We start from the raw sequence: 22,805 nt of genomic DNA on the forward strand, positions 1-22,805 counted from the left end.
CTCTGCCGAGGGCGCCCTGGCCGCACCAGACCCGCCCGAACCTGGGTCTGGGAGGACCATGCTGGATAATTGGCGCATGGTGCGTTCGGAATCCGAGATCGGCCAGTTCCTGAAGGCCCGCCGCTCCGTCCTCACACCTTCGCGGGTGGGGCTGCCGTATGGGGTGAACAGGCGCCGCGTGCGTGGACTACGCCGCGAGGAGGTCGCGCAGCTCGCCGGTGTCAGTGTCGATTACTACACGCGCATCGAGCAGGGCCGTGGCACGGGAGCGTCGGTGGATGTCCTGGAAGCGCTGGCGGACGCGCTTCGGATGTCCCCGGACGAACGCGGCTACCTGCACAACCTGGCCGGACATCTGCCCCGGAGGGCCGCCGGCACGTCCGCGGCACTCGCCGAGGACCGGTGCTCTCCGCCCGAAGCGCCTCGCCCGCGTGTCCGACCAGAGCTGCGGCACCTGATCGAGGCGATGGACCGGGTGCCCGCCCTCGTGCTGGGCCCTGCTCTGGACCTGCTGGCCTGGAACGGGATCGCCGGACGGTTGTGGCCCGCTCTGGGCGACCTGCCGGAGGCGGAACTGAATCTCGCGAGAATGGTCTTTCTGCACCCTGAGGCGGCCGACATCCACCTCGACGCGGACACTATGCGCCGCGAGATCGCCTCGAAGCTTCGCGCGGAGTCGGGCAGGAACCCGGATGAACCGCGGCTGTGCGGGCTGGTGATGCGGTTGCGGCGCGAGAGCGCGACCTTCGCCGAGCTGTGGGAGGCCCGGGAGGTCCTGGAGATTCCGCACGGCACGCACCGATTGCGCCACCCCTGGCTGGGTGAGCTCGAACTGCACTTCGAGAAGATGGCGTTGCCCACCGACTCCGGCCAGACACTGCTGAGCTACGCCGCGGAGCCCGGGTCACCTTCGGACGAGGCGCTCCGGTCTCTCGCCGCCGCGGACAGTGCCTGAAGCGCGCGAACAGCCGGCCGAAGTACTTACCCTGATTCACTTCCCGCCAGCGCGACTCACACAGTGACCAGGTGCACGTCATCGGCACCGATCGCCTCCACGTAGGCGGTAATGTCCCCAGGATCACTGGTGAACACGACGGCGCTGCGGTGCTTTACAGCCGTCCAGGCAACGAGGGCATCCACAGCGTCCGGGCGCTTCTTGGCCGGAAGGTCCGCTGTTCCCATCACCGCGCCGATTCGCCGCCAGTCGGTGATCTCGGGAGCCGTCGCGCACGTGATGCACTCCGCCCTTCCGGCAGATGTTGGGCGCAGGGCGGCTGGAGAAGACTTCGCCTGAGGCACCGTACATTCTTTCAACACCGTGCTCAGGGCATGGACCGTCGCCGGATCAGGACGCCATACCTGGGCCAGGACCGGTCCAGGAACCACGGGCCGGTGTGGAGTGCGCCCAAGCCCTCGATGCATCTCGATGGCCTTGCCTTTGCGCGCCGCCAAGGCAATGAGCATCCCGGTGTCGTAGACGGGGATACGAATGCTCACGCCACCTCGCCCCGGTTCCGGGGCGGGGCCTCTTCGACCCCATGGACCAGACGCATCGCGTCATCGACAGCGCGCTGTTCGGTCTCGGTCAGGCCCTCTGGTTCTGGGGCAGAGTCAGGGGCGTGGTCCGCGGCGTGCGCCTCGGCATCGGCGATCAGCGCATCGATGCCCGCGAACTCGGCCTCGACCGCATCGGTCTCGGCCATCTGCCGGATCGCAGCGTTGACAAGGTAGGACGAGACGTCCATCCCCGCACGGTCCGCATGCGACCTGACTCGTTCCGCTTCTTCCGGATCCAGGCTGATACTGATTCGCACCTTCGACACACCACTAGCGTAATACGAGTATTACGCCTTGTCGATTGCCCACGCTGACCTACCCACCGAGAGGGCTGCTTGGTCTAACGCGCCGATCAGCGCCGGGAAAGAACCCATCGCCGAGCGAAGGCCCCGTGCCGGTTGACAGCGCGAATCGGTCGCGATGACACCGAGGTCAATGCATGCGTTCCGCACGCCATGCTGGCCATATGGATGAGACGACAGTGGTCCAGGTACGAGATGTTCCCGCCGAGGTGGTCGAGACCCTCAAGGCACGAGCCGCCCGCAGAGGACTGTCACTGGCCGCATACCTGCGTGAGTTGATCGTCGAGGAGGCTTCTCTTCCAGCGGTCGACGAGGTGATGGCGCGGCTCGTCGAGGATGAGCCGGTCAACTACACGGCAGAGAACCTGCGTGGGTTCATGGCTGACGGTCGCCGATGAGCTAAGTCATCGACTGCTCGATCGTCACCAGGGTGCTGGCGGTCCACAGAAGTGACGGCCTTGTTCAGTGCTTGAAATGCACGAACAGCCGGCCAATGTACTTGGCACGATGCACTTGCCGGTGAACCGCTTCACAGGTTGCGGTAGGCGTCACGCCGATGGGCCACACGTAGTGCCACCACGATAAGCCGACCGTCGTCGATCGAGTAGACGATCCGATGGTCTCCCACGCGGATCCGCCACAGATCGGGGAAGCCCCGGAGCTGACGGCACCCATCCGGACGGGGGTCTTGGGACAGAGCCATGATCGCCGAGTGAACACGGCGTGCGACGGGCCTGTCGAGCTTTCCGAGTTCCTTGCGCGCCCGAGAATCGAACAGGACCTCGAAGGCACGCGTTTCCTCGTCTCTCACAGACCAAGCTCCCTGGCCACGTCCTCGGCGGACGCGACCTCGGCGTCACCCGACCGGATCTCCTCCAGCCGCTGCTGCGCGATCCGCCCATCCTCCTGATCGAGCATCTCCTCGTACGCCTCGACCAACTCAATCGGGACAATCGCCGCGACGCGCTCGTGCTTGCGCCCGCGGGTCACATAGGTGACCTCGCCCCCGTATGCGGCTCTGTTCACTCGTTCGGAGAAGTGGTCTCGTACCTCAGCGACCGACTGCTCCACGGGATCAACACTCATACAGCCATCATACGCCAAGTTGGCCAACTTGGCCAAGTTGGCGTTCAGTGTTTGAAGTGCACGAACAGCCGGCCGAAGTTCTTCGAGTCCTTCTCCACCCGGTGATAGCGGCTCTTGACGTCCTTCTGGTCGAGGAACCGCAGCACCCGCTTCTTCAACTGGCCGGAGCCCTTACCCGGGATGATCTCGATGGTCTTGGCCTTGGTCCGTTCGGCCTCGTCGAAGATGTCGTGCAGGGCGCGGTCGATGTCCCGGCCGCGGTTGAAGATGTCGTGCAGGTCCAGCTTGAGCTTTGTCATGCGTCCTTCTCCGCGGCGAAGATCGCCGTGCCCGGGATGATCCGGCCGCGCAGCGGGCTCCAGCCGCCCCATACCTGGTCGTTGTCCTCGGGCCACTCCGGCTCCACCAGGTCGCGCAGCCGCAGCCCAGCGCCCGCGATGGCACGGACCCAGTCGCCGATGGTGTGGTGGTGCTCGACGTAGCACGCCCGCCCCTGGGCGTCCTGCTCCACGTAGGCATCGCGGTCGAAGTAGGGGTGATCGGCCACCAGGCCGCGCTCGCCGGGGTCGTCCGGGAAACACCACCGGACGGGGTGCGACACCGAGAACACCAGGCGGCCGCCCGGCTTGAGCACCCGGGCGCTCTCCCCCACCGACGCCCCGGCATCCGGGACGAAGGGGAACCCGCCGAACGCGGAGAAGACCAGATCGAACGAGGCGTCGGCGAACGGCAGTCGCAGCGCGTCGGCCTGCGCCACCGGCACGCGAACGTCTTCCTTGCCGTCGATACGCCGGGAGTGCCGCAACTGGGCGAACGCCAGATCGACCCCGACGACCCGCGTGCCGCCTTGCAGACGCAGCCAGCGGGAACACCATGCCGCGCCGCATCCCACCTCAAGGGCACGCGCGTCGCTGAGTGCCGCCGGATCACCCAGGAGCCGCGCCCGCGTCTCGTCCAGCCCTTCCGGCCCCCAGACGAAGGCGTCGCGCAGGAACTCGCCGTGTTCGGCCTGGTAATCGTCGGCGGAACGTTCCCACCAGATCCGGCTGGCCCGCGTGCTCTCCTCCGGACCCGCCGGGCGCCGCGTTACGTGGGCCACCTGGGGGTACATCGCGTGCTCGGTCATGGAAACATCCTGGCACGGGTGGCGCGAGCCGCGCCGCCCCGCGCCCCGGGTCCTCACACCCGGGCGGGCGGCCGCGGGGCCGGATCAGGGGAGTCGGGACCGCCGTCGACCGGGGCGGTACCGGTAGCGGAACCCGAGGGCCCGCCCCCCTGGGTGTCGCGCACCTCGCGGCGCACCAGGAAGACCCAGCCGCCCACCGCGATCACGGCGAAGACCCACCACTGCACCGCATACGACAGGCTCATCCCGATGTCGGTCTCGGGTGGGGCCGCCGGCTCCGGCGCCGGGTCGGACGGTGGATCCTCCTCGGTCAGTTCCACGTAACCGCCGTAGAGCGGGTAGGGCAGATCGGTGCCGAGCTCGTCGACATCGACAAGCATGATCTGCCCCTCGGGCAGGCCCCCGCGGTCGCGGATTCCGGTGTTCTCCTCGGTCTCGCTGAACTGGATCCGGCCGGTCACCGTGACCTCGCCCTCTGCCGGGGGAGGCACGTCGGGCCGCGAGGTCGCGGTCGGCGGCTGCTCGATCCAGCCCCGGTTGACCAGCACGCCCGTGCCGTCGTCGGTGACCAGCGGGGTGAGTACGTGCAGTCCGACCCCCCGGGAGCCATCGCGGTTCCGGACGAGCAGTTCGTTCCCGGCGTCGTAGCTACCGGTGACGGTGACCCGGCGCCACCGGTCGTCGGGGTCGACGTCCTCGCCGACGCCGCTCAGCTTCTCCACCGGTACGGGGGCCGCGTTGATGTTGGCCTCCTGCTGCTCCGCCGCCGCGGCCCGCTCCTCCCAACGGCCGAGCTGCCAGAAGCCGAGCATGACGAACGACGGCACCACCACCACGACCAGCGCGTGGAAGGCCAGCATGCGCGACGACAGCAGCACCCGGAGCACGTATTCGAGGCTACGAGACGCGCACAGCAACGCGACATCGCCCCCACCCAGCGGGCAGGGGCGATGTCGCGGGTGACGTGCGCCAGGCGGGTCAGGCCGCCACGTTCTCCTCGGTCGCCAGGGCCGCCTTGCGCTTGCGGGAGAAGTACATGGCAGCACCGCCGGCACCAAGGGCGGCGAGGGCCGCGCTGACCAGGCCGGCCAGCGCCGTGCCGGTCACGGGAAGGCCACCCGCCGTGTCCTTGTCGTTGCCGCCGGCCGCGGCCTGGTCGTCGTTCGTGCCGTCGTCCGCGGCGGAGTCGTCCTTGTTCTCGTCCTTGTTCTTGTCGTTCTTGTCGTCTCCCTCGCCCTTGTCGTCCGGGTTCTCCTCACCTGGCTTCTTCGGGTCCTCGGGCTCCTCCCCGGACGGGTCCTCCGAATCCGACTCGTCGCTGGAGATCTTCTCCATGCAGCTCGCCTCGGAGACCCCGACCACGGCCACGGAGTTGCCGCAGATGTCCACGGCGGCGTCCACCGGCACATTCACCTGGTTGCCGCTGGCGACCCCATCGGAACCATCGGTCTGGGCGCCGCCGTCGTTGTCCTCCGAGTCCTGTATTTCCTCGACGACCGTCGTGCACTCGGCCTTGGAAACCCCGAGTCCCGCGATGGAGTTGCCGCAGATGTCCACGGCGGCGTCCACCGGGATGTTGATCTGGTTGCCGCTGGCGACACCACCAGAGCCATCGGTCTGGGCGCCGTCGCCTCCCTCGGAGGAGTCGTTGAGCTCCTCGACGATCGTGGTGCAGTCCGCCTCCGAGATACCGCCGACCGCCACGGAGTTGCCGCAGATGTCCACGGCGGCGTCCACCGGGATGTTGATCTGGTTGCCGCTGGCGACACCACCAGAGCCATCGGTCTGTGGGCTGCCATTTCCGTCGTCGCTCGCCGCATAGAGCACCTCGGCCACCTCGGTGCACTCGGCCTCGGAGATCCCGAGTGCCGCCAGCGAGTTTCCACACAGGTCAGCTTCGACATCGGCCGGGACGTTGATCTGGTTGCCGCTGGCGGCTCCACCGGAACCGCTGGTCTCCGGGTCCGCCAGCGCGGCGGAGGCCGAGACACCCACCAGTCCCACAGTCAGCGCGGTCACGGAAACGGAGGCATACAACTTCTTGTGCATGTTCAGGCATGACCTTTCGAAATTCAATCACAAAGGGTGATTTTTCGGGGGCACGGGGTGACCGGGCGTGGGGGAACCGGACACCCACCCAAGAATGATTCAAAGATTCGCATCACAGCAGGCCGAATGGCACAGCCCAGCGGACAAAGATGGGGCTTTCGGGCCGCTGATAACTCCGCACGCTATCAGCTCACCGCGCGCGGATACGGAATTCGCGAAAAAATCGTATCGCTATAAACCAACCGAGTAAAACTGGTCACTGTATGACATTGAACCCGACAGCGACGTCGGGGCTGCGAACCTCCGCCGGAAGCCACGCGCCCGACGCCACCTCCACCCGGCGCTCCCTGCCCTCGACCGCCCCACGAAAAATACGAATTTCCTTCGCACAAACGGCATCGGACTACTGACCGTATTCGTAAAGAACTTCGCGTTCTGGTCTTATTGGGGGGAAATGCGAGTGCCGCGTACCCAGACTGGCACACGAAATTGGACACTTCCGGACATACGCGGCCCCGGGTGGGATCCGCGCAGCCAACCCGGGCCGGCCCGGACCTACCAGGAGGCGGCCCCTCGAACTTGAACTCTTGAAAAGAGATCCACCCAGGACAGCCCGTTTGGCATCCCCCGCTCCGGAGCCGCCGCCCTAGCTCTCCTGATGCCTGGCGAGCACGGCGTCAATCTCGGCGAGGAGCGCGCGCTTGCCGGCCTCGTCGAGGTAGGACGCGGTGACACCGTTACGGGCCAGAGCGGCCAGCTCAGTGACGTCCAACCCGAGACCATGCGCGACGCGGTACTCGTTCCCCAGGTCGGTGCCGAACATCGGAGGGTCGTCGGAGTTCAGCGAGACGCTGAGACCGGCGCGCAGCATCCGCGGCAGGGGGTGGTCCTCGATCCGCTCGATGGCTCCGGTGCACACGTTCGAGGTGGGACAGACATCGAGCGGGACTCCGGCGTCGCGCAGCCGCTCGACCAGAGCGGGGTCGTCCATGCTGTCTATGCCGTGGCCGATCCGCTCGGCGTGCAACAGGTCGAGCGCCTCGACGATCCGCTCGGGCCCGCCGTTCTCACCGGCGTGCGGCAGGCTATGGAGCCCGGCCGCACGCGCGCGGGCGAACAGGTCGGTGAACGGCGCGCGGCTGACCTCGACGCTGCCCACGCCGAAGCCGACCACACTGGGCGGCCCGTCCTTCAGCACGGCGTCGAGGGTCTGCTCGCCGGTCTCGACCCCGTAGTCGCCGGGGAAGTCGGGGATCCAGCGCAGTTGGATCCCGTGCGTCTGCTCGGCCTCGCGCCGCGCGTGCTCGATGCCGTCGAACACCACGTGTGCCGGCACCCCGCGCATCAGGTGGGCGTACAGGCTGACGTGCAGTTCGGCATAGGAGACACGCTGCGCCGCGAGGCGCGCGGCGACGTCAGAGGTCAGCATCGCGAAGTCGGCTTCGTCGCGCAGCGTCTCCACCGAGGTCAGGTACACCTCGATGAAGTGCGGGAAGTCGCGGAACTCGTACCATTCGCGCACGCCCTCAAGCGAGCTTGGCACGGCGTCTACGCCGTGTTTCTTGGCGAGGTCGAGCAGAATCGGCGGCTCCATCGACCCTTCGAGGTGGACGTGCAGTTCCACCTTGGGGAGATCGCGGACGAAGCGATCGATATCAGCGGTGGGACTTGTAGGGGAGCTGTGCATAGAAGCGACGGTACCCAGCGCCTCCCTAGCCTCCAACCCACAGGCTCACTTCTTGTGGACGGTAGCCCACGAACGGCGTTCTCTCCCAGGTCCGCCCATCGAGGCGGATTGCCCGGCCGCCAGAGGCATGGGCACCGCGTGCGGCGGACACCGGCCGGTTCCCAACGGCTCAACCGCGCGGTCCCGGGCGGTGGGCCGGCCCGTCCGCTGAAGGTAAAAGCGCACCCTGGGGCGCGGAAAGTATGCGCCAAACACCGGCCGGTTCCCCGGCTCGGACAGCGAGACCCGGGCGGGTGCGGTAAACCGGGCGTAGCGCTGCGGTGCAGCCACGGGGGCATCGCTGGTTCCTCGTCCCTGCCCCCGTGGCCCGAACCATCCACAGCGGCCCACCCGGGACTGGGCCACAAAAACCGGCGTACACAGGGGAACCGCGCCACTACCCAACCACATCATAGAAGCGTGATGACGACTTCCAGCGCCTCCACCACCGCATTCATGCGCACCGACGCCGCCGGAGCCGGCAATGGCACGGGAGAGCCGGCCCAGACCCGCGCCGCCCTTGACTCCCGCACCAAGCACCCGCTCGGCGACGACCCGGACCCCTCGCTGCTATCCAGCGCTCCCTTGCGCCGCCGGCCAGCGCAGCAGCGCAGCATCCAGCGTGTGCGGAAGATGCTCGACGCCTGCGCCGAGCTCCTGGACGAGATCGGCTACAGCGAACTGTCGACCACCCGAATCGCCGACCGCGCCGGCGTCGCCATTGGCTCGGTCTACCAGTTCTTCCCGGACAAGAAGGCGATCGCGCAGGCGCTCGGGCTTCGCTACCTGGACACGTTCAGCGCCCGGGTGACCGACCGGCTGCGCCAGGGCACATTCGTGCACTGGACCGAGGCCGTCGACGTCATCATCGACGAGTACCTCGACATGCACCGGAACGTCTCCGGCTTCCGCGTGCTGCACTTCGGCGACATTGTCGACGTCCGGCTTCTCGACGCCAACGCCGACAACAACCGGGTCATCGCCACCCGGCTGCGCGAGCTGCTCATCTCGATCGCCGGCGTGGACGACAGCGACGAACTCCGGCACGCGTCGATGGTCGCCGTAGAGGCGGCCGACGCCGTCCTGAAGCTCGCCTTCCGCCAGGACCCCGATGGTGACCCGAGGCTGATCGAGGAGACCAAACTGCTCATCCGCGGTTACCTCAGCCGGCACTTCCCGGCCGACTAGGGCCACCGGACAATGGGTGCTGAGCTTCGCGGCTCGCTCGAATGGGGCGATAAGGTGGCAACGCCTCGCTTCCCTGAGATTGCGGTGCCGCACCTGGCACTATAGACGGCGATGGGTCGTGATCCCAGGTCATCGCTACGAACGACCTGGTGTTTCGCCGCTGGGGCGTCAGGGGGAACGCGAAGGACCGGCTCCCGGTGCAGCTCGCCGGAGCCGGCTGGACGCCACTCGGCGATGCTCACTCCCACCTATGATCTGCCCGCCACGCACCAATGAGGTTCACAACGCACGCCGAGCCCTCCGCTCACCCGAGCGGCGTTGGAACAGGGAGGGAACCCTCAGTGGTAGCTGACAGTACGCTCGCCCAACCGATATCCGGAACAGCCGGAGGAGTGCCGTTCCTCGCGGTCCCCCCGGCGATCACGAACGACCCGAACGACCCCACCCCGGTCATTGTCGCGTTGCACGCGTTCGAGCCCCCGCGCAGCGAGACCGCGCTCGCCGGGACGCTCCCCCTCGCGTCGCTCCCGGCGTGGCGGATCTACCTGGGCCTGCCGATGTTCGGGGCCCGACTGCCCGAAGGCGGCGTCGCCGAGATCAACCGCCGCGGCCAGGACGACTACCTGATCCAGCTGTACGGACCGATCGTCGAACAGGCATCCGCCGAGGCCGCACGCGTCGTCGCGGAACTCCGCGACCGGTTCCCCATTCATGACGGACCGGTGGGGCTCATGGGGGTGGGCGCCGGTGGCGCGGCCGCGCTCCTCGCCCTGGCGGAGAGCAAGCTGAACATCGGTGCGGTGGGGGCGGTCAACCCGATCATCGACCCCACTCCGGTGCTGTCGGCACGGGAACGGCGGCTCGGCGTCGCCTACGAGTGGACCGAGTCGTCGCGCGAGGTCGCGTCGTGGCTGGACTTCGCGGCACGCGCGGGGGATCTTGCCGGGCGCCAGCCGCAGGCGCCGCTGCTCATCATCAATGGTGGGCAGGACGAGGTTATCGTCCCCGACCACGGGCGCAAGCTCTACGAGGCCCTGGCGCCGAAGTACCCGCCGACGGGAATCCGGCACATCGTCGTCCCCGACCTCGCCCACACCATGGGCCCCGAACCCGGTCTCGAACCCGGCCCGCCGGCGCCCGGCAACGTACTCGCCGACCGTGCGCTCATGGAATGGTTCCACCTGCACCTGACCTCCGCGAGCGAGACCACGACCCAACTGCGGCGGTAGGCGCGGGCGGGTGATGGGTTACCGGTCTGCGCCAGGGTGGCCCGGCGATGTGGCCGTGCGTTCACCCGCGGCTCGACGGCTTATCCACCGGTGGCCAGTTCCAGGTCAGTCCACGCACGTTGGATGGGTATGACCGTCAGTGCGACCCGACCCACCCACCCCCACCCATAGGAGGGCGGCCTACGTGACGGAACCGGCACCGGTCTTCGCCAAGGGGGTCGACCATGAGCGCCTCACCGAACAGTTGCGCTTCATCCTCGAGACCGACAAGCTCAAACGGGTCCTGCGCCGGAACATGCTGGTCGACGGCTCCCGGCGGGAGAACTCCGCGGAGCACTCCTGGCAGCTCGCACTGGCGGCCCGCACCTTCGCGGAGTACGCGCCCCCGGGAACCGAGATCGACCACGTCGTCGAGATGCTGATCCTGCACGACATCGTCGAGATCGACGCGGGCGACACCTTCGTCTACGACACCCACGAGTCCGCGTCCCAGCCAGAGCGCGAGCGCGCCGCCGCCGACCGGCTCTACGCCTTGCTTCCCAGCGACCAGAAGGCCCGTGCCCGCGCCATCTGGGAGGAGTTCGAGGCCCGCGAGACCCGCGAGGCCCGATTCGCCCACGCCGTCGACCGCCTCGCACCCATGCTCGCCAACTGGCACACCGAAGGCGGCGCCTGGGTGCGCCACAAGGTCACCCGCGCCCAGGTACTAGAGAAGGTGCGGGTCATCAGCGACGGCTCCGAGGCGCTCGGCGCCTATGCGGCGGCGCTGGTCGAGGACGCCGACCGCCGCGGCTACTTCGCGCGCTCCGCGAGCCCGGCGGGCTAGGTACTTCGCTAGGTGCCTGGGTCATCGCCGATCTCGGGAGTATGTACCTATTACTGGCGAGGGGAGCGTCAGTGGTGTGGGGTGGTGGGCGTGCGAGGGCGCCGGGTGGTGCCCATCGGTACGAGTGCCCGGTGGTGACGCGCGCGACGAAAAGCAGCAGCGAGGGCGGTGGGTGGCCGGGGGTGGGGTGTGTCGGTGCGGTGGGCGCGTGGTGCGGGTGTTCTCGGGGCGGAACTGGCCCTGCGCCGCGCCATTGCGCGTCGAGGGTGTCTGGGCAGACATTCTCAGCGCCGAGACTGTCTGCACGGTCACCTTCGGTGCGAAACGGCCCGGCGCGGGGCCGGTTTCCGCCCACTCAGCGCCGATCTCGGGAAAGTGCACCTAATACTCGCGAGTAATACGTGTACATTCCCGAGATCGCCGCACAGAGTCCCCACAATCCGGACATACCGGGCGCCCGTCGACCACCCACCATCCTCGCCGCTCCCGTTGCACGCCTCACCATCGGGCACCCGCGCCGACTACTGGGGCTGGCCCATCCACCGCCTTCGCTGCTGCTTTCGTCGGGCGCCTCACCGGCGGGCACCCGCGCCGACATCCGGGAGCTGCCCCACCGCTGCCATCGCTGACCTCGTCGGGTGCGCCACCATCCGCGGCCAGCACCGGACGAACGTGCCCCCATGCGAGGGCACCCGCCCCGACGGTGGGTTCTAGCTTCTACTGCAACATGATGGCTTGTAGCGGTTTCAGGGGGTTCGCCATGGGAGCGAAGCAGCTATCGGTGGCCGAGCGCGAGGAGATCGCGATCGGCCTGGAGCGCGGGGACCGCCGCGCCGAGATCGCGCGGCGGCTGGGTCGGCACCGCTCCACCGTGGGCCGCGAGCTCCAGCGCAACACGTCACCCTCCTCGCGGGCCTCCCGGGCCTTCCCGGCCCACATTCAGGCCACCCGACCGGGCGCGGCGCCCCAAGCCCCATAAGCTGGTGAGAGCGGGCCCGCTGCGCTACCGATACCGGGTGCGCGATGAATCGGCGGCCCCCGCCGAGTCGGTGCCGGTATAACCGGCGCAGCACGCGCCAGCAACGCTACGCGCCGGACCCGGTTACCCAAAGCCGCGGGCTCTCCAGGTGTCGGGAAGCTCGCGTCCCATGGACGACCAATACGCCGAACGGCGACTCTGGCCGCCTCGCGTTCAACGCCGCAACGGTTCCCTGACGCGGCACCAGCTAGACACTGCCGAGGAGCAGTTGCGCCGCCGCGGTCAACCCGACGAGCACGATGACGACGCGCAGCGCGAACGGCTTGAGCCTGCGGCCGAACCGGGCACCGAAGTACCCGCCGATGATCGAACCCCCGGCGATGAGGCCCACCACCGGCCAGGCGGGAGAGGCGAAGGTGGTGTAGAACACGGCGGCGGTCGCGTTCACGACGAAGGCCAGTACGTTCTTCAGGGCGTTGATGCGCTGCAGCTCCTCGTCGAGGGCCATACCCATCATGCTGATGAGGACAATGCCCTGGGCGGCGGCGAAGTAGCCGCCGTACACCCCCGCACCGTAGATCCCGAACGGCAGCAGCGGGCCACCGTTGAGGCGGCCGGGCCGCCGGCGGCGGGTCCACGCTGTGATCCGCGGCTGCAACATGATGAGCACGCACGAGAACCCGATCAGCACCGGAACAACGGACTCGAACACACCCTCGGGGAGGTTGAGCAGCAGTGTGCCCCCGGTGAGCGCCCCCGCGAGCGCCATGGCACCGAACCTGATCAGCCGGGTACGCTGACCGACCAGTTCGCGCCGGTAGCCGATGGCCCCGGTGAGCGCCCCCGGTGCCAGGCCGATGCTGTTGGAGATCGTCGCGAGCACGGGCGGGTACCCCAACGCCAGCAGCACGGGGAACGTGAGTAGCGTCCCCGAGCCGACTATGGCGTTGATACCGCCGGCACCTACACCCGCCACAAGAATGGCGAGCGCGTCCCACAGACTCATCCTTGACCTTCGCGCTCAGACGACAGATCCGCCGCCACCCCGCTTCCCTCCGGCGGGGATCCTGATCGCACCAGGACAAGGGCGTACATGGCAGATTCCTGTCCCCAAGCCTACGGAGTCGCGGGCACGCGATGCGGGGTGACCCCGTGTCATAGGCCACACCCCGCCCTCGGGGACGGGCTGACGGATCCTGCGTGCTACCGCTCTTGCGGGGACGCGGACGGGCCGTCATTCGTGGAGCCGGTGTCGGCGGCCTCCCCCTTGAGCTTCTCGAAGACGCCCCCGATCCCCTCAAGAGCCTTGCCCATCTCGCTCGGCACGATCCACACCTTGTTGGCGTCGCCCTGCGCGATCTCCGGGAGCTTCTGGAGGTACTGGTAGGCGAGCAACTCCTGGTTGACCTTGCCGGAATGCAACGCCTTGAACACCATGGCGATGGCGTCGGCCTCACCGCGGGCGCGCAGTGTCATCGCCTCGGCGTCGGCCTTGGCCCGCACGGTCACGGACTCGGCCTGGCCCTTCGCACTCAGCACGGCAGAGGACTGCTCCCCCTCGGCCCGCAGGATCGCCGACTGCTTCTCACCTTCTGCGCTGAGGATCTGCGCGCGCTTGTCGCGATCGGCGCGCATCTGCTTCTCCATGGCCTCCTGGACCGACTCCGGAGGCTCGACCCCCTTCAACTCGACCCGGCTGACCTCGATACCCCAGCTGGCCGTGGCCTCGTCCAGCACAGAACGAAGCTCGGTGTTGATCTCCTCGCGGGAGGTCAGGGTCTGCTCCAGGTCCATGCCGCCAATGACGTTGCGCAGCGTGGCCGCGGCGAGCTGCTCCACGGCCTGGATGAAGTTCGCCACCTGGTACGTGGCGTTGTACGGGTCGGTCACCTGCACGTAGACCGCGGTGTCGACATTGACGGAGAGGTTGTCCTGGGTGATCGCCGCCTGTGGCGGAAAGCTGACCACCTGCACACGCAGGTCGATGCGCTCGCGGATCTGGTCCACGAACGGGATGACGATGTTGAAGCCCGACTTCAGTGTGCGGTGGTAACCACCGAACCGCTCGACGACGTCGGTCATCCGGTGCGGGACGATACGGACGCTGCGGTAGCCGATGGCGAGCAGGATCGCCACGAAGATCAGCAGAATAATGACAACGGGAAGCATCGGGGGCGGCTCCGGCTCTCCTGTCGGGGGGTGACGCAGCGGTGGGCGAGTGGACGAACGCGAACCCCACGCGCATCCACGCGGAGATCATAAATCGCGCGTATACCCGCATTCGCGTAGGGCCGCTATGACGTCATACCAAACCTGCCTCTCTGACCACATTCGGCCATTGAGGCGGATTACGGGTGACCCATTGCCCGCTTTCGGATAGGGGACAACCCCTTCACCGAGGAAGCCGGGCCCGGGTCAGCACTGCCGTCACACGGCTCGCGCACTCCAACGCTCCCCGTCGAACTCCACCTTCAGCGGAAGACCGAACGTCGCGCTCAGGTTGTCCGCCGTCATCACCTTGTCCACCGGCCCACCCGCGACGACGCCGCCTTCACGCATCATCAGCACGTGTGTGAACCCGGGCGGGATCTCCTCAACATGGTGCGAGACGGTGACCAGCGCGGGAGCGTCAATACTCCCAGCGAGCGCGCCCAACCGGCGCACCAGGTCCTCCCTGCCGCCCAGGTCCAGCCCTGCCGCGGGCTCGTCGAGCAGCAGCAGCTCCGGGTCGGCCATGAGCGCACGGGCGATGAGAACACGCTTGCGCTCACCCTCCGACAACGTCCCGTACTTGCGTTCCGCCAGGTGTGCCACGCCCCAATGGCCGAGGAGCGCCCGCGCCCGGCCGTAGTCGGGGGCACCGTAGCTCTCCGCGAAGCTGCCCAGGTACCCGTACGACGCGCTGATCACCAGGTCGAGACTGGTGGCCGCCTCGGAGATCTGGTTCGCCACGGCGGCGCTGGCGAACCCGATACGCGGCCGGAGCTCGAAGACGTCGACCGCCCCGAGCTGCTCGTCCAGCACCTCCACCGTGCCGGTGGTGGGAAACATCTGCGTCGCGGCGACCCGCAGCAGAGTGGTCTTACCGGCGCCGTTGGGGCCGATAAGGGCCCACCGCTCGTCCTCCTCGACGGTCCACTCCACGTCGTTCAGCAGATACGCACTGCCACGGCGCACACTGACCCCGTCCATGCGCAACACATGCCCGTTCATCGCACTCCCTGTCCGTTCTCCTCGTCCGCACCCGGGCGACCGCGACGTCACCCGGCCCCTCGGCGCACACACCCAGATGCGAACCTACCGGTACCAGCGGTTGGCACGCCGTGGCGAGGGCGGGCCGGTGGCACACACCAGTCGGTACCACCCCAAGATCAAGCCGCGGTTGGGCGGCACCTCGACCAATGTCACGCTGAAGAGTAGGGACGAGCCGCGGGTGAGCGGGCACACCCAGGCACGGGAAACGCATTACGCCGGCGCACCCCGTGTGCGCCCCTCACGCGCGGTAAGCAAAGGAGTGATATGGGCAGTTCAGACGGAGGACTCCGGTCCCGAGATCCGATGCTGCACGAACTGTCCTCCGCACCATTGGTTACGTGGGGCAACGCCTGGCTCGCGGGACGGGCCGGGCTGGATGATGCGGTGAGCGCGGTTGAGCGGCGCACCGGGCCGCACGTCATCGGAACTGTCGCGGACTCCGGCCTGCACTTCGAGAGCGGCGCGCCGCTGCGGTCAGCCCTGGCCAGGCTGCGTTCCCTGGGGCTCGCCGCGTTCCGGCTCAGCCTGCCGGCCCCCGGCGACCCACTCGGTCTCGTCGGCACCGCGGAACTCAACAAGGCGGCGATCGACGCCGGCGAGGCGGTCCTGGTCGAGCTGGCGGACCAGCAGGTCGGGCTCGTCCCCAGCGAGGACCTGCGCGGCTCCTCCTACGCGGGTGTCGCCTGGACCCCCTACCGGGCCGCCGACAAGATCCCGGAGCCCGTCCCCCTCGCGGAGGCGGAACAGCAGCTCACAATCGCTATGCGCGAGTGCACGAGCCTGTTCGGGCAGGTGGATGACATCGCGGCGTGGGGCCCGGAGGTCACTCGCGCTCTTGAGGACCTGCGCGACGCCGGCCGCCAGCCCACAGAGGGCCTGGCCCCGGCCCATCCGCAGCGGGCGCACCGGCTGGCGGCGCAGGCCGACCGCCTCGCTGTCGTTGTCCGGCTCGCGTGCAAGGACAAAGGGCGCGGGCTTTCCACGTCGCAGATGTCGGCGCGGGTGGAGGCACTGCGCATCCTCGACAGGGCGGTTCGCCGCGCCCGTGTGGCGTCCTACGGGGCCACCGCCGACGGGTGACACCACCTTCGGTGTCCCATGTCAACGGGCCCCATCAGGGTCGCCCTCAGCAGGAATCAGGGGAACGCCAGGGTCGGTTCCGGATCCCGGATCACCGTTCCGGCGCGAATACTTGTGCCCATGGCCGATACAGCTAATCCGACCAGCGGGGCGTCCAGCCGGCTGCGGGCTTCGGACGCCGACCGCGACAGGATCGCCCACCTGCTGTCCGACGCGCTCATCGAGGGGCGCCTCAGCCAGGAGGAGCACGCCGACCGCATAGAGGCCGTCTACGCCGCCAAGACGATGGACGACCTCGCCGAGCTCACCCAGGATCTTCCCTCCGGCGGTCCGGAACGGGAAGTGCAGCGAATGGGGCCGGTCGCCGCCTGCGCGTCGGACCAGGCCCTTCTCGACACCACGGTCGGCTCCGAGAACATCATCGCCATCCTCGGCGTCGCCGAACGCCGGAGCCGCTGGCTGGTCGAGCCGCGCACCAACGCCTCCGCGGCGTTCGGCTCGATCGAACTGGACCTGCGCGAGGCCGTCCTGGCCCAGCGCGACGTCACCGTCCAGTGCGCCCTGTTCTGCGGCGGGGTGCGGCTCGTCCTGCCGCAGGGTGTCCGTGTGACGGCCGACTCCGCGGCGCTCCAACGCTCCATTAGCCTCGGTGACTACGTGGCCCCTGCCTACGACGGCGCCCCAACCGTCCACCTGACCGGCGTAAGTGTAATCTCCGGTATCGAAGTCACGACGCAGGCCGCGTAGGGGAACCCGACTTTGGGGAATCCTCGTGCTACAAGCCCCGCTGATACGAGTGAGGACCGACTATGGAACCGGAACACATCCGCGCGTCCGACGCCGATCGCGACCGCGTTGCGGATCGGCTCCGTGAGGCACTCGCTCAGGGGCGGCTCGACCAGACGGAGTACGAGGAGCGCCTGGACTCCGTCTACACCGCCAAGACCGTCGGGGAGTTGACTCCCGTGCTCCACGACCTCCCGGACGAGCTGGACTCCTCCGTCTCGTCGGACCCCGTCGCGCCCGGCATTCAGGTCTCCACCAAGGAAGCCCGCGAGATGGCCGCGACCAGCCAGGGGCGCGAGAACCTGGTCGCGGTGTTCGGCGGGGCCGAGCGCAAAGGCCGCTGGCTGGTCGAACCACGCACCAACGCCTCTGTGCTCTTCGGCGGGATCTCGCTGGACTTCCGCGAGGCCGTCCTGAGCCAGCGCGAAATTACGGTCCAGTGCGCCGTGGTTTTCGGCGGCATGGACATCGTCGTACCGCACGGCGTGCGCGTGGTGAACAACACAACGGCGATCCTCGGCGGGACGGGTATGCACGGGACAGACGCGGTAACCGACCCCAACGCTCCCACCATCCGACTTACTGGCACGTGCATGCTGGGCGGCATCGACGTCCGGGCCAAGGCGCCAAAGCGCAAGAAGCGAAAGTAGGCGCTGACCAGGGATCTCTTAGAGTTGAGGCGGCAGTCACACGAACTGTCGCCGCACGTTAACCGCCCTGCCGCCAAGCACCACGAGGTGCCCGAGTAACGTGGTTATCGCCATGACAGACGAATTTACCCATTCCACGCTGCTCGTGACGGTGAGCGGACGCGACCGCCCTGGGATCAGCGCCCGCCTGCTAACCACCCTCTCGGTCTTCCCCGTGACCCTGATCGACCTCGAACAGGTCGTCATCGGAGGCCGCTTGGTCTTGGGGGCCCTTCTCGACGTTGACGAAAGCGTAGCGCCTGGCGTCCGCCGGGAGCGCGTGTACCACGAAGTCCGCAGCGCAATCGACAAGACAGCCATCGATCTCGACATGGTGGCGGAGTTCGCCGAGGGCAACGGGCGGGTTACGCCCAGCAGCGGCGACCCTCTGCACGTGACCATCCTGGCCTCGCCGCTGCGGCCAGGGGCTCTCGGCGCGATCACCTCGTGCGTGGCGCGGGCCGGAGCCAACATCGACCGGATCGAACGTCTCGCGAGCTACCCAGTGACGTCGATCGAGCTGGACATCTCCGGCGCTGACCCGGAGAAGCTGCGCGCCGACCTGTCCATGGAGGCGGCGACCCAGGCGATCGACGTCGCTGTCCAGTCCAGTGGGCTACACCGCCGGGCCAAGCACCTGGTCGTCATGGATGTCGACTCCACACTCATCCAGGGCGAGGTGATCGAGCTACTGGCCGAGCACGCCGGGTGCGTGGAGGAGGTCACGCGCATCACTGAGGCGGCCATGCGCGGGGAACTGGACTTCGAACAGTCGCTGCGGCGCAGGGTAGCCCTGCTCAAGGGGCTGGACGCTTCGGCGCTGGACGCGGTCCGCGACAAGCTGGTCCTCACCCCGGGGGCACGTACCCTCATCCGGACGCTCAAGCGGCTCGGCTACGAGTGCGCCATCGTCAGTGGCGGATTCAGCCAGGTCACCGATGGGCTGGTGGACCGCCTCGACATCGACTACTCCGCCGCGAACACTTTGGAGGTCGTCGACGGCAAGCTCACCGGTGAACTCGTGGGGCAGATCATCGACAGGAAGGGAAAGACGCTCGCCCTGCAGCGCTTCGCCGAGGAGGCCGGCGTTCCGCTGAACCGCACGGTGGCCATCGGTGATGGTGCGAACGACCTCGACATGCTGCAAACCGCCGGCCTCGGAGTCGCGTTCAACGCCAAACCCGTCGTGCGCGAACAGGCGGACACGTCGGTCACCGTGCCGTATCTGGACACCATCGTCTTCCTGCTCGGTATCTCCCGCGAAGAGGTGGAGTCCGCCGACGAGCTGGAAGCCGAAGAGGCCATTGCGTCTGCGTCCAGTGGTGGTGCTCGTCGGGGGTGATCGTGGGGGGTTCTCGGTGCGAAGGCCCCCGCGGGTCGGGGGCGCCACCACTCCGATTCACACGCGCACAAACAGGGGCATGAAAATAAGGAGGGGTGGGAGCTGTGCTCCCACCCCTCCTTTTGGGGTAATCGTGGCGGTGTCCTACTCTCCCACCCCACACCATGGGGGCAGTACCATCGGCGCTGTGGGGCTTAACGACCGGGTTCGGAACGGGTCCGGGTGTTTCCCCCACGCTATGGCCACCACGAAACTCACCTGATTTGTGGATCCCCACCCACGCGCGGGCGTGTGTGGGGGTGTGTGTGCGCGAGTGTCCAGCATCTGCGGTGGGCAAGCCCTCGGCCGATTAGTACCGGTCAGCTCCACCCCTCACAGGGCTCCCACTTCCGGCCTATCAACCCCATCATCTCTGGGAAGCCTTACCCCCCATAGGGGTGGGAGACCTCATCTTGAAGCGTGTTTCCCACTTAGATGCTTTCAGCGGTTACCACATCCAGACGTAGCCAACCAGCCATGCACTTGGCAGGACAACTGGCACACCAGAGGTCTGTCCATCCCGGTCCTCTCGTACTAGGGACAGCCCTTCACAAGTCTCCAACGCGCGCAGCGGATAGGGACCGAACTGTCTCACGACGTTCTAAACCCAGCTCGCGTGCCGCTTTAATGGGCGAACAGCCCAACCCTTGGGACCAACTCCAGCCCCAGGACGCGACGAGCCGACATCGAGGTGCCAAACCATCCCGTCGATACGGACTCTTGGGGAAGATCAGCCTGTTATCCCCGGGGTACCTTTTAGCCGTTGAGCGACGCCACTTCCACACGCCGGCGCCGGATCACTAGGCCCTGCTTTCGCACCTGCTCGACACGTCCGTCTCACAGTCAAGCTCCCTTATGCCCTTACACACACCACCTGATTACCAACCAGGCCGAGGGAACCATTGGGCGCCTCCGTTACCATTTAGGAGGCAACCGCCCCAGTTAAACTACCCACCAGACACTGTCCCCCACCCGGATCACGGGCGCGGGTTAGGTGCTCGACAAGGCAAGAGTGGTATTTCACCAACGCCTCCACCACCACTAGCGTGGCCGCTTCACCGGCTCCCACCTATCCTACACAAACCATCCCAAACACCAATATCAAGCTATAGTGAAGGTCCCGGGGTCTTTCCGTCCTGCTGCGCGAAACGAGCATCTTTACTCGTAGTGCAATTTCACCGGGCCCATGGTTGAGACAGCGGGGAAGTCGTTACGCCATTCGTGCAGGTCGGAACTTACCCGACAAGGAATTTCGCTACCTTAGGATGGTTATAGTTACCACCGCCGTTTACCGGCGCTTAGATTCCCAGCTTCACCCCTAAAGAGCTAACCGGTCCTCGTAACGTTCCGGCACCGGGCAGGCGTCAGTCCGTATACCGCGTCTTACGACTTCGCACGGACCTATGTTTTTAGTAAACAGTCGCTTCCCCCTGGTATCTGCGACCCCACCCAGCTCAAAGAGCTACGTCTCATCACCAGACAGGGCTCCCCTTCTCCCAAAGTTACGGGGACAATTTGCCGAATTCCTTAACCATGGTTCACCCGAACGCCTCGGTCTACTCAACCAGACCACCTGCGTCGGTTTCGGGTACGGGCCGCCCACGAACTCGCTAGAGGCTTTTCTCGGCAGCACGGGATCACCCACTTCGCCACACACGGCTCGACATCACGCCTCACCCCTATGCGGCCCGGATTTCCCTGGGCCGCGGGCCACACGCTTATCCCGGGAACTACCATCGCCCGGGCTGGGCTACCCCACTGCGTCACCCCATCACTGACCACCCACCAACATCGGACCCCACACCACACACGCGACCTTCCCGAAAGAAGATCCGCACGCAGTTGTGGTTAGCATCAGTTGGCAGCGGTATGGGACGCTCGCGAACGGGTACGGGAATATCAACCCGTCATCCATCGACTACGCCTGTCGGCCTCGCCTTAGGCCCCGACTCACCCTGGGCGGATCAACCTGCCCCAGGAACCCTTAGTCACTCGGCGCCAGTGTTTCTCACACTGGTATCGCTACTCATGCCTGCATTCTCACTCGCACCCACTCCACACCCGGTCACCCGAACGCTTCACCGCGGGCACGACGCTCCCCTACCAACCCCCCAACCGGGGGGCTCCACAGCTTCGGCGGTGTACTTAAGCCCCGCTACATTATCGGCGCAGAACCACTTGACCAGTGAGCTATTACGCACTCTTTCAAGGATGGCTGCTTCTAAGCCAACCTCCTGGTTGTCTGGGCAACTCCACAACCTTACCCACTCAGCACACGCTTAGGGGCCTTAGCTGATGATCTGGGCTGTTTCCCTCTCGACCACGGAGCTTATCCCCCGCAGTCTCACTGCCGCGCTCACACCCATTGGCATTCGGAGTTTAGCTGACATCAGTAACCCGCAAAGGCCCATCAACCAACCAGTCGCTCTACCTCCAACAGGAACCACACGACGCTGCACCTAAATGCATTTCGGGGAGAACCAGCTATCACAGGGTTTGATTGGCCTTTCACCCCTACCCACACCTCATCCCCCAGGTTTTCAACCCTGGTGGGTTCGGGCCTCCACGACCTCTTACAGCCGCTTCACCCTGGACATGGGTAGATCACCCCGCTTCGGGTCTCCAGCACGCGACTCAAACGCCCCTTTAAGACTCGCTCTCGCTACGGCTCCCCCACACGGGTTAACCTCGCCACGCACCACAACTCGCAGGCTCATTCTTCAAAAGGCACGCCATCACACCCACAGGTGCTCTGACGGCTTGACAGCACACGGTTTCAGGTACTCTTTCACCACCCCTCACCGGGGCACTTTTCACCTTTCCCTCACGGTACTCGTCCACTATCGGTCACCAGGACGTATTCAGGCTTGACAGGTGGTCCTGCCAGATTCACACGAAATTCCACGAGCTCCGCGCTACTCGGGACCATGCCCCAGACATCATGTCAGACCTTCGCCTACGGGACTCTCACCCACTCCGGCACCGCATTCCAACGGCTTCAACTACCCCAACACAACACCCGCCCAGCCGGCAGACCAGACACAGGCACATCCCACAACCCCACACACGCAACAGCCGCCGCCTATCCCACGCGCATGGTTTAGCCACATCCCCATTCGCTCACCACTACTAAGGGAATCACATATTGTTTTCTCTTCCCGCGGGTACTGAGATGTTTCACTTCCCCGCGTCACCACCACTGCCCTATACATTCAGACAGCAGCAACCCGACACAACTCGAGCTAGGTTTCCCCATTCGGACACCCACGGATCACAGCCTGGTTGACAACTCCCCGTGGACTATCGCGGCCTCCCACGTCCTTCATCGGCGCCTGGTGCCAAGGCATCCACCGTATGCCACACACACTTGACCACCACAGATACAAGACACTCGCGCACACTATCCACAAATCAAAAAACCAACCACACACCCAACCACAACCCCACGGCCACACCCGAAAGCCCCTCCAGCACACACACGCCAGAAACCGACAATCAAGCCCGACCACCAGGCACACCCACGCACCAGCAAGCACGCCCAGACCA

22 protein-coding genes and 2 rRNA genes are annotated in these 22,805 nt (G+C 66.7%); 10 read left to right on the plus strand and 14 right to left on the minus strand.

Features of this window, described 5'->3' with window-relative positions:
• Positions 1-76 precede the first annotated feature (76 nt).
• The gene (locus F4561_RS26795) at positions 77-955 is read left to right on the plus strand and encodes a helix-turn-helix domain-containing protein (protein WP_184582889.1); all 879 of its coding nucleotides are present in this window, start codon (positions 77-79) and stop codon (positions 953-955) included.
• A 56-nt stretch (positions 956-1,011) separates the two neighbouring features.
• On the opposite strand, the gene F4561_RS26800 is transcribed toward F4561_RS26795, so the two are convergent.
• Positions 1,012-1,497 (minus strand): hypothetical protein, encoded by a 486-nt coding sequence (locus tag F4561_RS26800; protein WP_184582891.1) that lies wholly within the window; start codon positions 1,495-1,497, stop codon positions 1,012-1,014.
• Entirely contained in the window at positions 1,494-1,823 is a 330-nt protein-coding gene (locus F4561_RS26805; protein WP_184582893.1) for a plasmid mobilization protein, read from the minus strand. The genes F4561_RS26800 and F4561_RS26805 overlap by 4 nt, the downstream gene beginning before the upstream one ends.
• Before the next feature lie 200 nt (positions 1,824-2,023).
• Between F4561_RS26805 and F4561_RS26810 the strand changes: the two genes are divergently transcribed.
• The gene (locus F4561_RS26810; protein WP_184582895.1) at positions 2,024-2,257 is read left to right on the plus strand and encodes a FitA-like ribbon-helix-helix domain-containing protein; all 234 of its coding nucleotides are present in this window, start codon (positions 2,024-2,026) and stop codon (positions 2,255-2,257) included.
• A gap of 131 nt (positions 2,258-2,388) precedes the next feature.
• On the opposite strand, the gene F4561_RS26815 is transcribed toward F4561_RS26810, so the two are convergent.
• The 7 genes from F4561_RS26815 to add all read right to left on the minus strand — a co-directional run bounded on the left by F4561_RS26815 (position 2,389) and on the right by add (position 7,807).
• Entirely contained in the window at positions 2,389-2,670 is a 282-nt protein-coding gene (locus F4561_RS26815) for a type II toxin-antitoxin system RelE family toxin (RefSeq protein ID WP_184582897.1), read from the minus strand.
• Positions 2,667-2,945, minus strand: coding sequence for a type II toxin-antitoxin system Phd/YefM family antitoxin (locus tag F4561_RS26820; protein ID WP_184582898.1), 279 nt, complete (start codon positions 2,943-2,945; stop codon positions 2,667-2,669). Before F4561_RS26820 ends, F4561_RS26815 begins: the two co-directional genes overlap by 4 nt.
• 44 nt (positions 2,946-2,989) lie before the next feature.
• Entirely contained in the window at positions 2,990-3,244 is a 255-nt protein-coding gene (locus F4561_RS26825; RefSeq protein WP_184582900.1) for a Smr/MutS family protein, read from the minus strand.
• On the minus strand, positions 3,241-4,071 hold the full coding sequence (locus F4561_RS26830; protein ID WP_376773684.1) for a class I SAM-dependent methyltransferase: 831 nt from the start codon (positions 4,069-4,071) through the stop codon (positions 3,241-3,243). The genes F4561_RS26825 and F4561_RS26830 overlap by 4 nt, the downstream gene beginning before the upstream one ends.
• A gap of 53 nt (positions 4,072-4,124) precedes the next feature.
• Complete coding sequence (locus F4561_RS26835; protein ID WP_312885559.1) at positions 4,125-4,958, minus strand: SURF1 family cytochrome oxidase biogenesis protein; 834 nt, start codon at positions 4,956-4,958, stop codon at positions 4,125-4,127.
• A 91-nt stretch (positions 4,959-5,049) separates the two neighbouring features.
• Positions 5,050-6,120, minus strand: a complete 1,071-nt coding sequence (locus F4561_RS26840) for a chaplin family protein (protein WP_184582902.1) — start codon at positions 6,118-6,120, stop codon at positions 5,050-5,052.
• Positions 6,121-6,766: 646 nt separating this feature from the next.
• Entirely contained in the window at positions 6,767-7,807 is a 1,041-nt protein-coding gene (add, locus tag F4561_RS26845) for an adenosine deaminase (RefSeq protein WP_184582904.1), read from the minus strand.
• A gap of 654 nt (positions 7,808-8,461) precedes the next feature.
• On the opposite strand from add, the gene F4561_RS26850 reads away from it, so the two are divergent.
• The 4 genes from F4561_RS26850 (at position 8,462) to F4561_RS26865 (ending at position 12,068) form a co-directional block, all read left to right on the plus strand.
• The gene (locus F4561_RS26850) at positions 8,462-9,034 is read left to right on the plus strand and encodes a TetR/AcrR family transcriptional regulator (protein WP_312885651.1); all 573 of its coding nucleotides are present in this window, start codon (positions 8,462-8,464) and stop codon (positions 9,032-9,034) included.
• A 341-nt stretch (positions 9,035-9,375) separates the two neighbouring features.
• Entirely contained in the window at positions 9,376-10,263 is an 888-nt protein-coding gene (locus F4561_RS26855; RefSeq protein ID WP_184582906.1) for a prolyl oligopeptidase family serine peptidase, read from the plus strand.
• Positions 10,264-10,447: 184 nt separating this feature from the next.
• Positions 10,448-11,089 carry an HD domain-containing protein gene (locus tag F4561_RS26860; RefSeq protein WP_184582908.1) on the plus strand — a complete coding sequence of 214 codons (642 nt, stop codon included), beginning with the start codon at positions 10,448-10,450 and terminating at the stop codon, positions 11,087-11,089.
• 760 nt (positions 11,090-11,849) lie between these two features.
• Complete coding sequence (locus tag F4561_RS26865) at positions 11,850-12,068, plus strand: helix-turn-helix domain-containing protein (RefSeq protein ID WP_184582910.1); 219 nt, start codon at positions 11,850-11,852, stop codon at positions 12,066-12,068.
• Positions 12,069-12,315: 247 nt separating this feature from the next.
• Here the strand turns inward: F4561_RS26865 and F4561_RS26870 are convergent, their stop codons facing one another.
• The 3 genes from F4561_RS26870 to F4561_RS26880 form a co-directional block, all read right to left on the minus strand.
• Positions 12,316-13,074, minus strand: coding sequence for a sulfite exporter TauE/SafE family protein (locus F4561_RS26870; RefSeq protein ID WP_184582912.1), 759 nt, complete (start codon positions 13,072-13,074; stop codon positions 12,316-12,318).
• 197 nt (positions 13,075-13,271) lie between these two features.
• Positions 13,272-14,237: an SPFH domain-containing protein gene (locus tag F4561_RS26875; protein WP_184582914.1), complete on the minus strand. Its 966-nt coding sequence runs from the start codon at positions 14,235-14,237 to the stop codon at positions 13,272-13,274.
• A gap of 258 nt (positions 14,238-14,495) precedes the next feature.
• Positions 14,496-15,281 (minus strand): ABC transporter ATP-binding protein, encoded by a 786-nt coding sequence (locus F4561_RS26880; RefSeq protein ID WP_184582916.1) that lies wholly within the window; start codon positions 15,279-15,281, stop codon positions 14,496-14,498.
• Positions 15,282-15,587: 306 nt separating this feature from the next.
• On the opposite strand from F4561_RS26880, the gene F4561_RS26885 reads away from it, so the two are divergent.
• The 4 genes from F4561_RS26885 to serB all read left to right on the plus strand — a co-directional run bounded on the left by F4561_RS26885 (position 15,588) and on the right by serB (position 19,220).
• Positions 15,588-16,403, plus strand: coding sequence for an Rv1486c family protein (locus F4561_RS26885; RefSeq protein WP_246437297.1), 816 nt, complete (start codon positions 15,588-15,590; stop codon positions 16,401-16,403).
• A gap of 120 nt (positions 16,404-16,523) precedes the next feature.
• Positions 16,524-17,150 carry a DUF1707 SHOCT-like domain-containing protein gene (locus tag F4561_RS26890; protein ID WP_184582918.1) on the plus strand — a complete coding sequence of 209 codons (627 nt, stop codon included), beginning with the start codon at positions 16,524-16,526 and terminating at the stop codon, positions 17,148-17,150.
• A 62-nt stretch (positions 17,151-17,212) separates the two neighbouring features.
• Positions 17,213-17,839, plus strand: a complete 627-nt coding sequence (locus tag F4561_RS26895; RefSeq protein ID WP_184582920.1) for a DUF1707 SHOCT-like domain-containing protein — start codon at positions 17,213-17,215, stop codon at positions 17,837-17,839.
• A gap of 112 nt (positions 17,840-17,951) precedes the next feature.
• A complete protein-coding gene (serB, locus tag F4561_RS26900; protein ID WP_184582922.1) occupies positions 17,952-19,220 on the plus strand; it encodes a phosphoserine phosphatase SerB in 1,269 nt (422 codons plus the stop codon).
• Between the two features lie 131 nt (positions 19,221-19,351).
• Here serB and rrf read toward each other — a convergent pair.
• Both rrf and F4561_RS26910 read right to left on the minus strand, forming a co-directional pair.
• Positions 19,352-19,470: ribosomal RNA gene (gene rrf / locus F4561_RS26905) — 5S ribosomal RNA — on the minus strand.
• A gap of 78 nt (positions 19,471-19,548) precedes the next feature.
• Positions 19,549-22,633 (minus strand): 23S ribosomal RNA (locus tag F4561_RS26910).
• Between the last annotated feature and the right edge of the window lie 172 nt (positions 22,634-22,805).

This window comes from Lipingzhangella halophila (assembly GCF_014203805.1).
In the GTDB taxonomy this organism is placed as follows: Bacteria; Actinomycetota; Actinomycetes; order Streptosporangiales; family Streptosporangiaceae; genus Lipingzhangella; species Lipingzhangella halophila.

Coding starts and splice junctions, on each gene's coding strand:
- F4561_RS26840 (WP_184582902.1), bottom strand. CDS start 6,120: ATGCACAAGAAGTTGTATGCCTCCGTTTCCGTGACCGCGCTGACTGTG.
- F4561_RS26820 (WP_184582898.1), bottom strand. CDS start 2,945: ATGAGTGTTGATCCCGTGGAGCAGTCGGTCGCTGAGGTACGAGACCAC.
- serB (WP_184582922.1), top strand. CDS start 17,952: ATGACAGACGAATTTACCCATTCCACGCTGCTCGTGACGGTGAGCGGA.
- F4561_RS26810 (WP_184582895.1), top strand. CDS start 2,024: ATGGATGAGACGACAGTGGTCCAGGTACGAGATGTTCCCGCCGAGGTG.
- F4561_RS26875 (WP_184582914.1), bottom strand. CDS start 14,237: ATGCTTCCCGTTGTCATTATTCTGCTGATCTTCGTGGCGATCCTGCTC.
- F4561_RS26885 (WP_246437297.1), top strand. CDS start 15,588: ATGGGCAGTTCAGACGGAGGACTCCGGTCCCGAGATCCGATGCTGCAC.
- F4561_RS26865 (WP_184582910.1), top strand. CDS start 11,850: ATGGGAGCGAAGCAGCTATCGGTGGCCGAGCGCGAGGAGATCGCGATC.
- F4561_RS26795 (WP_184582889.1), top strand. CDS start 77: ATGGTGCGTTCGGAATCCGAGATCGGCCAGTTCCTGAAGGCCCGCCGC.
- F4561_RS26830 (WP_376773684.1), bottom strand. CDS start 4,071: ATGACCGAGCACGCGATGTACCCCCAGGTGGCCCACGTAACGCGGCGC.
- F4561_RS26870 (WP_184582912.1), bottom strand. CDS start 13,074: ATGAGTCTGTGGGACGCGCTCGCCATTCTTGTGGCGGGTGTAGGTGCC.
- F4561_RS26895 (WP_184582920.1), top strand. CDS start 17,213: ATGGAACCGGAACACATCCGCGCGTCCGACGCCGATCGCGACCGCGTT.
- F4561_RS26880 (WP_184582916.1), bottom strand. CDS start 15,281: ATGAACGGGCATGTGTTGCGCATGGACGGGGTCAGTGTGCGCCGTGGC.
- add (WP_184582904.1), bottom strand. CDS start 7,807: ATGCACAGCTCCCCTACAAGTCCCACCGCTGATATCGATCGCTTCGTC.
- F4561_RS26890 (WP_184582918.1), top strand. CDS start 16,524: ATGGCCGATACAGCTAATCCGACCAGCGGGGCGTCCAGCCGGCTGCGG.
- F4561_RS26825 (WP_184582900.1), bottom strand. CDS start 3,244: ATGACAAAGCTCAAGCTGGACCTGCACGACATCTTCAACCGCGGCCGG.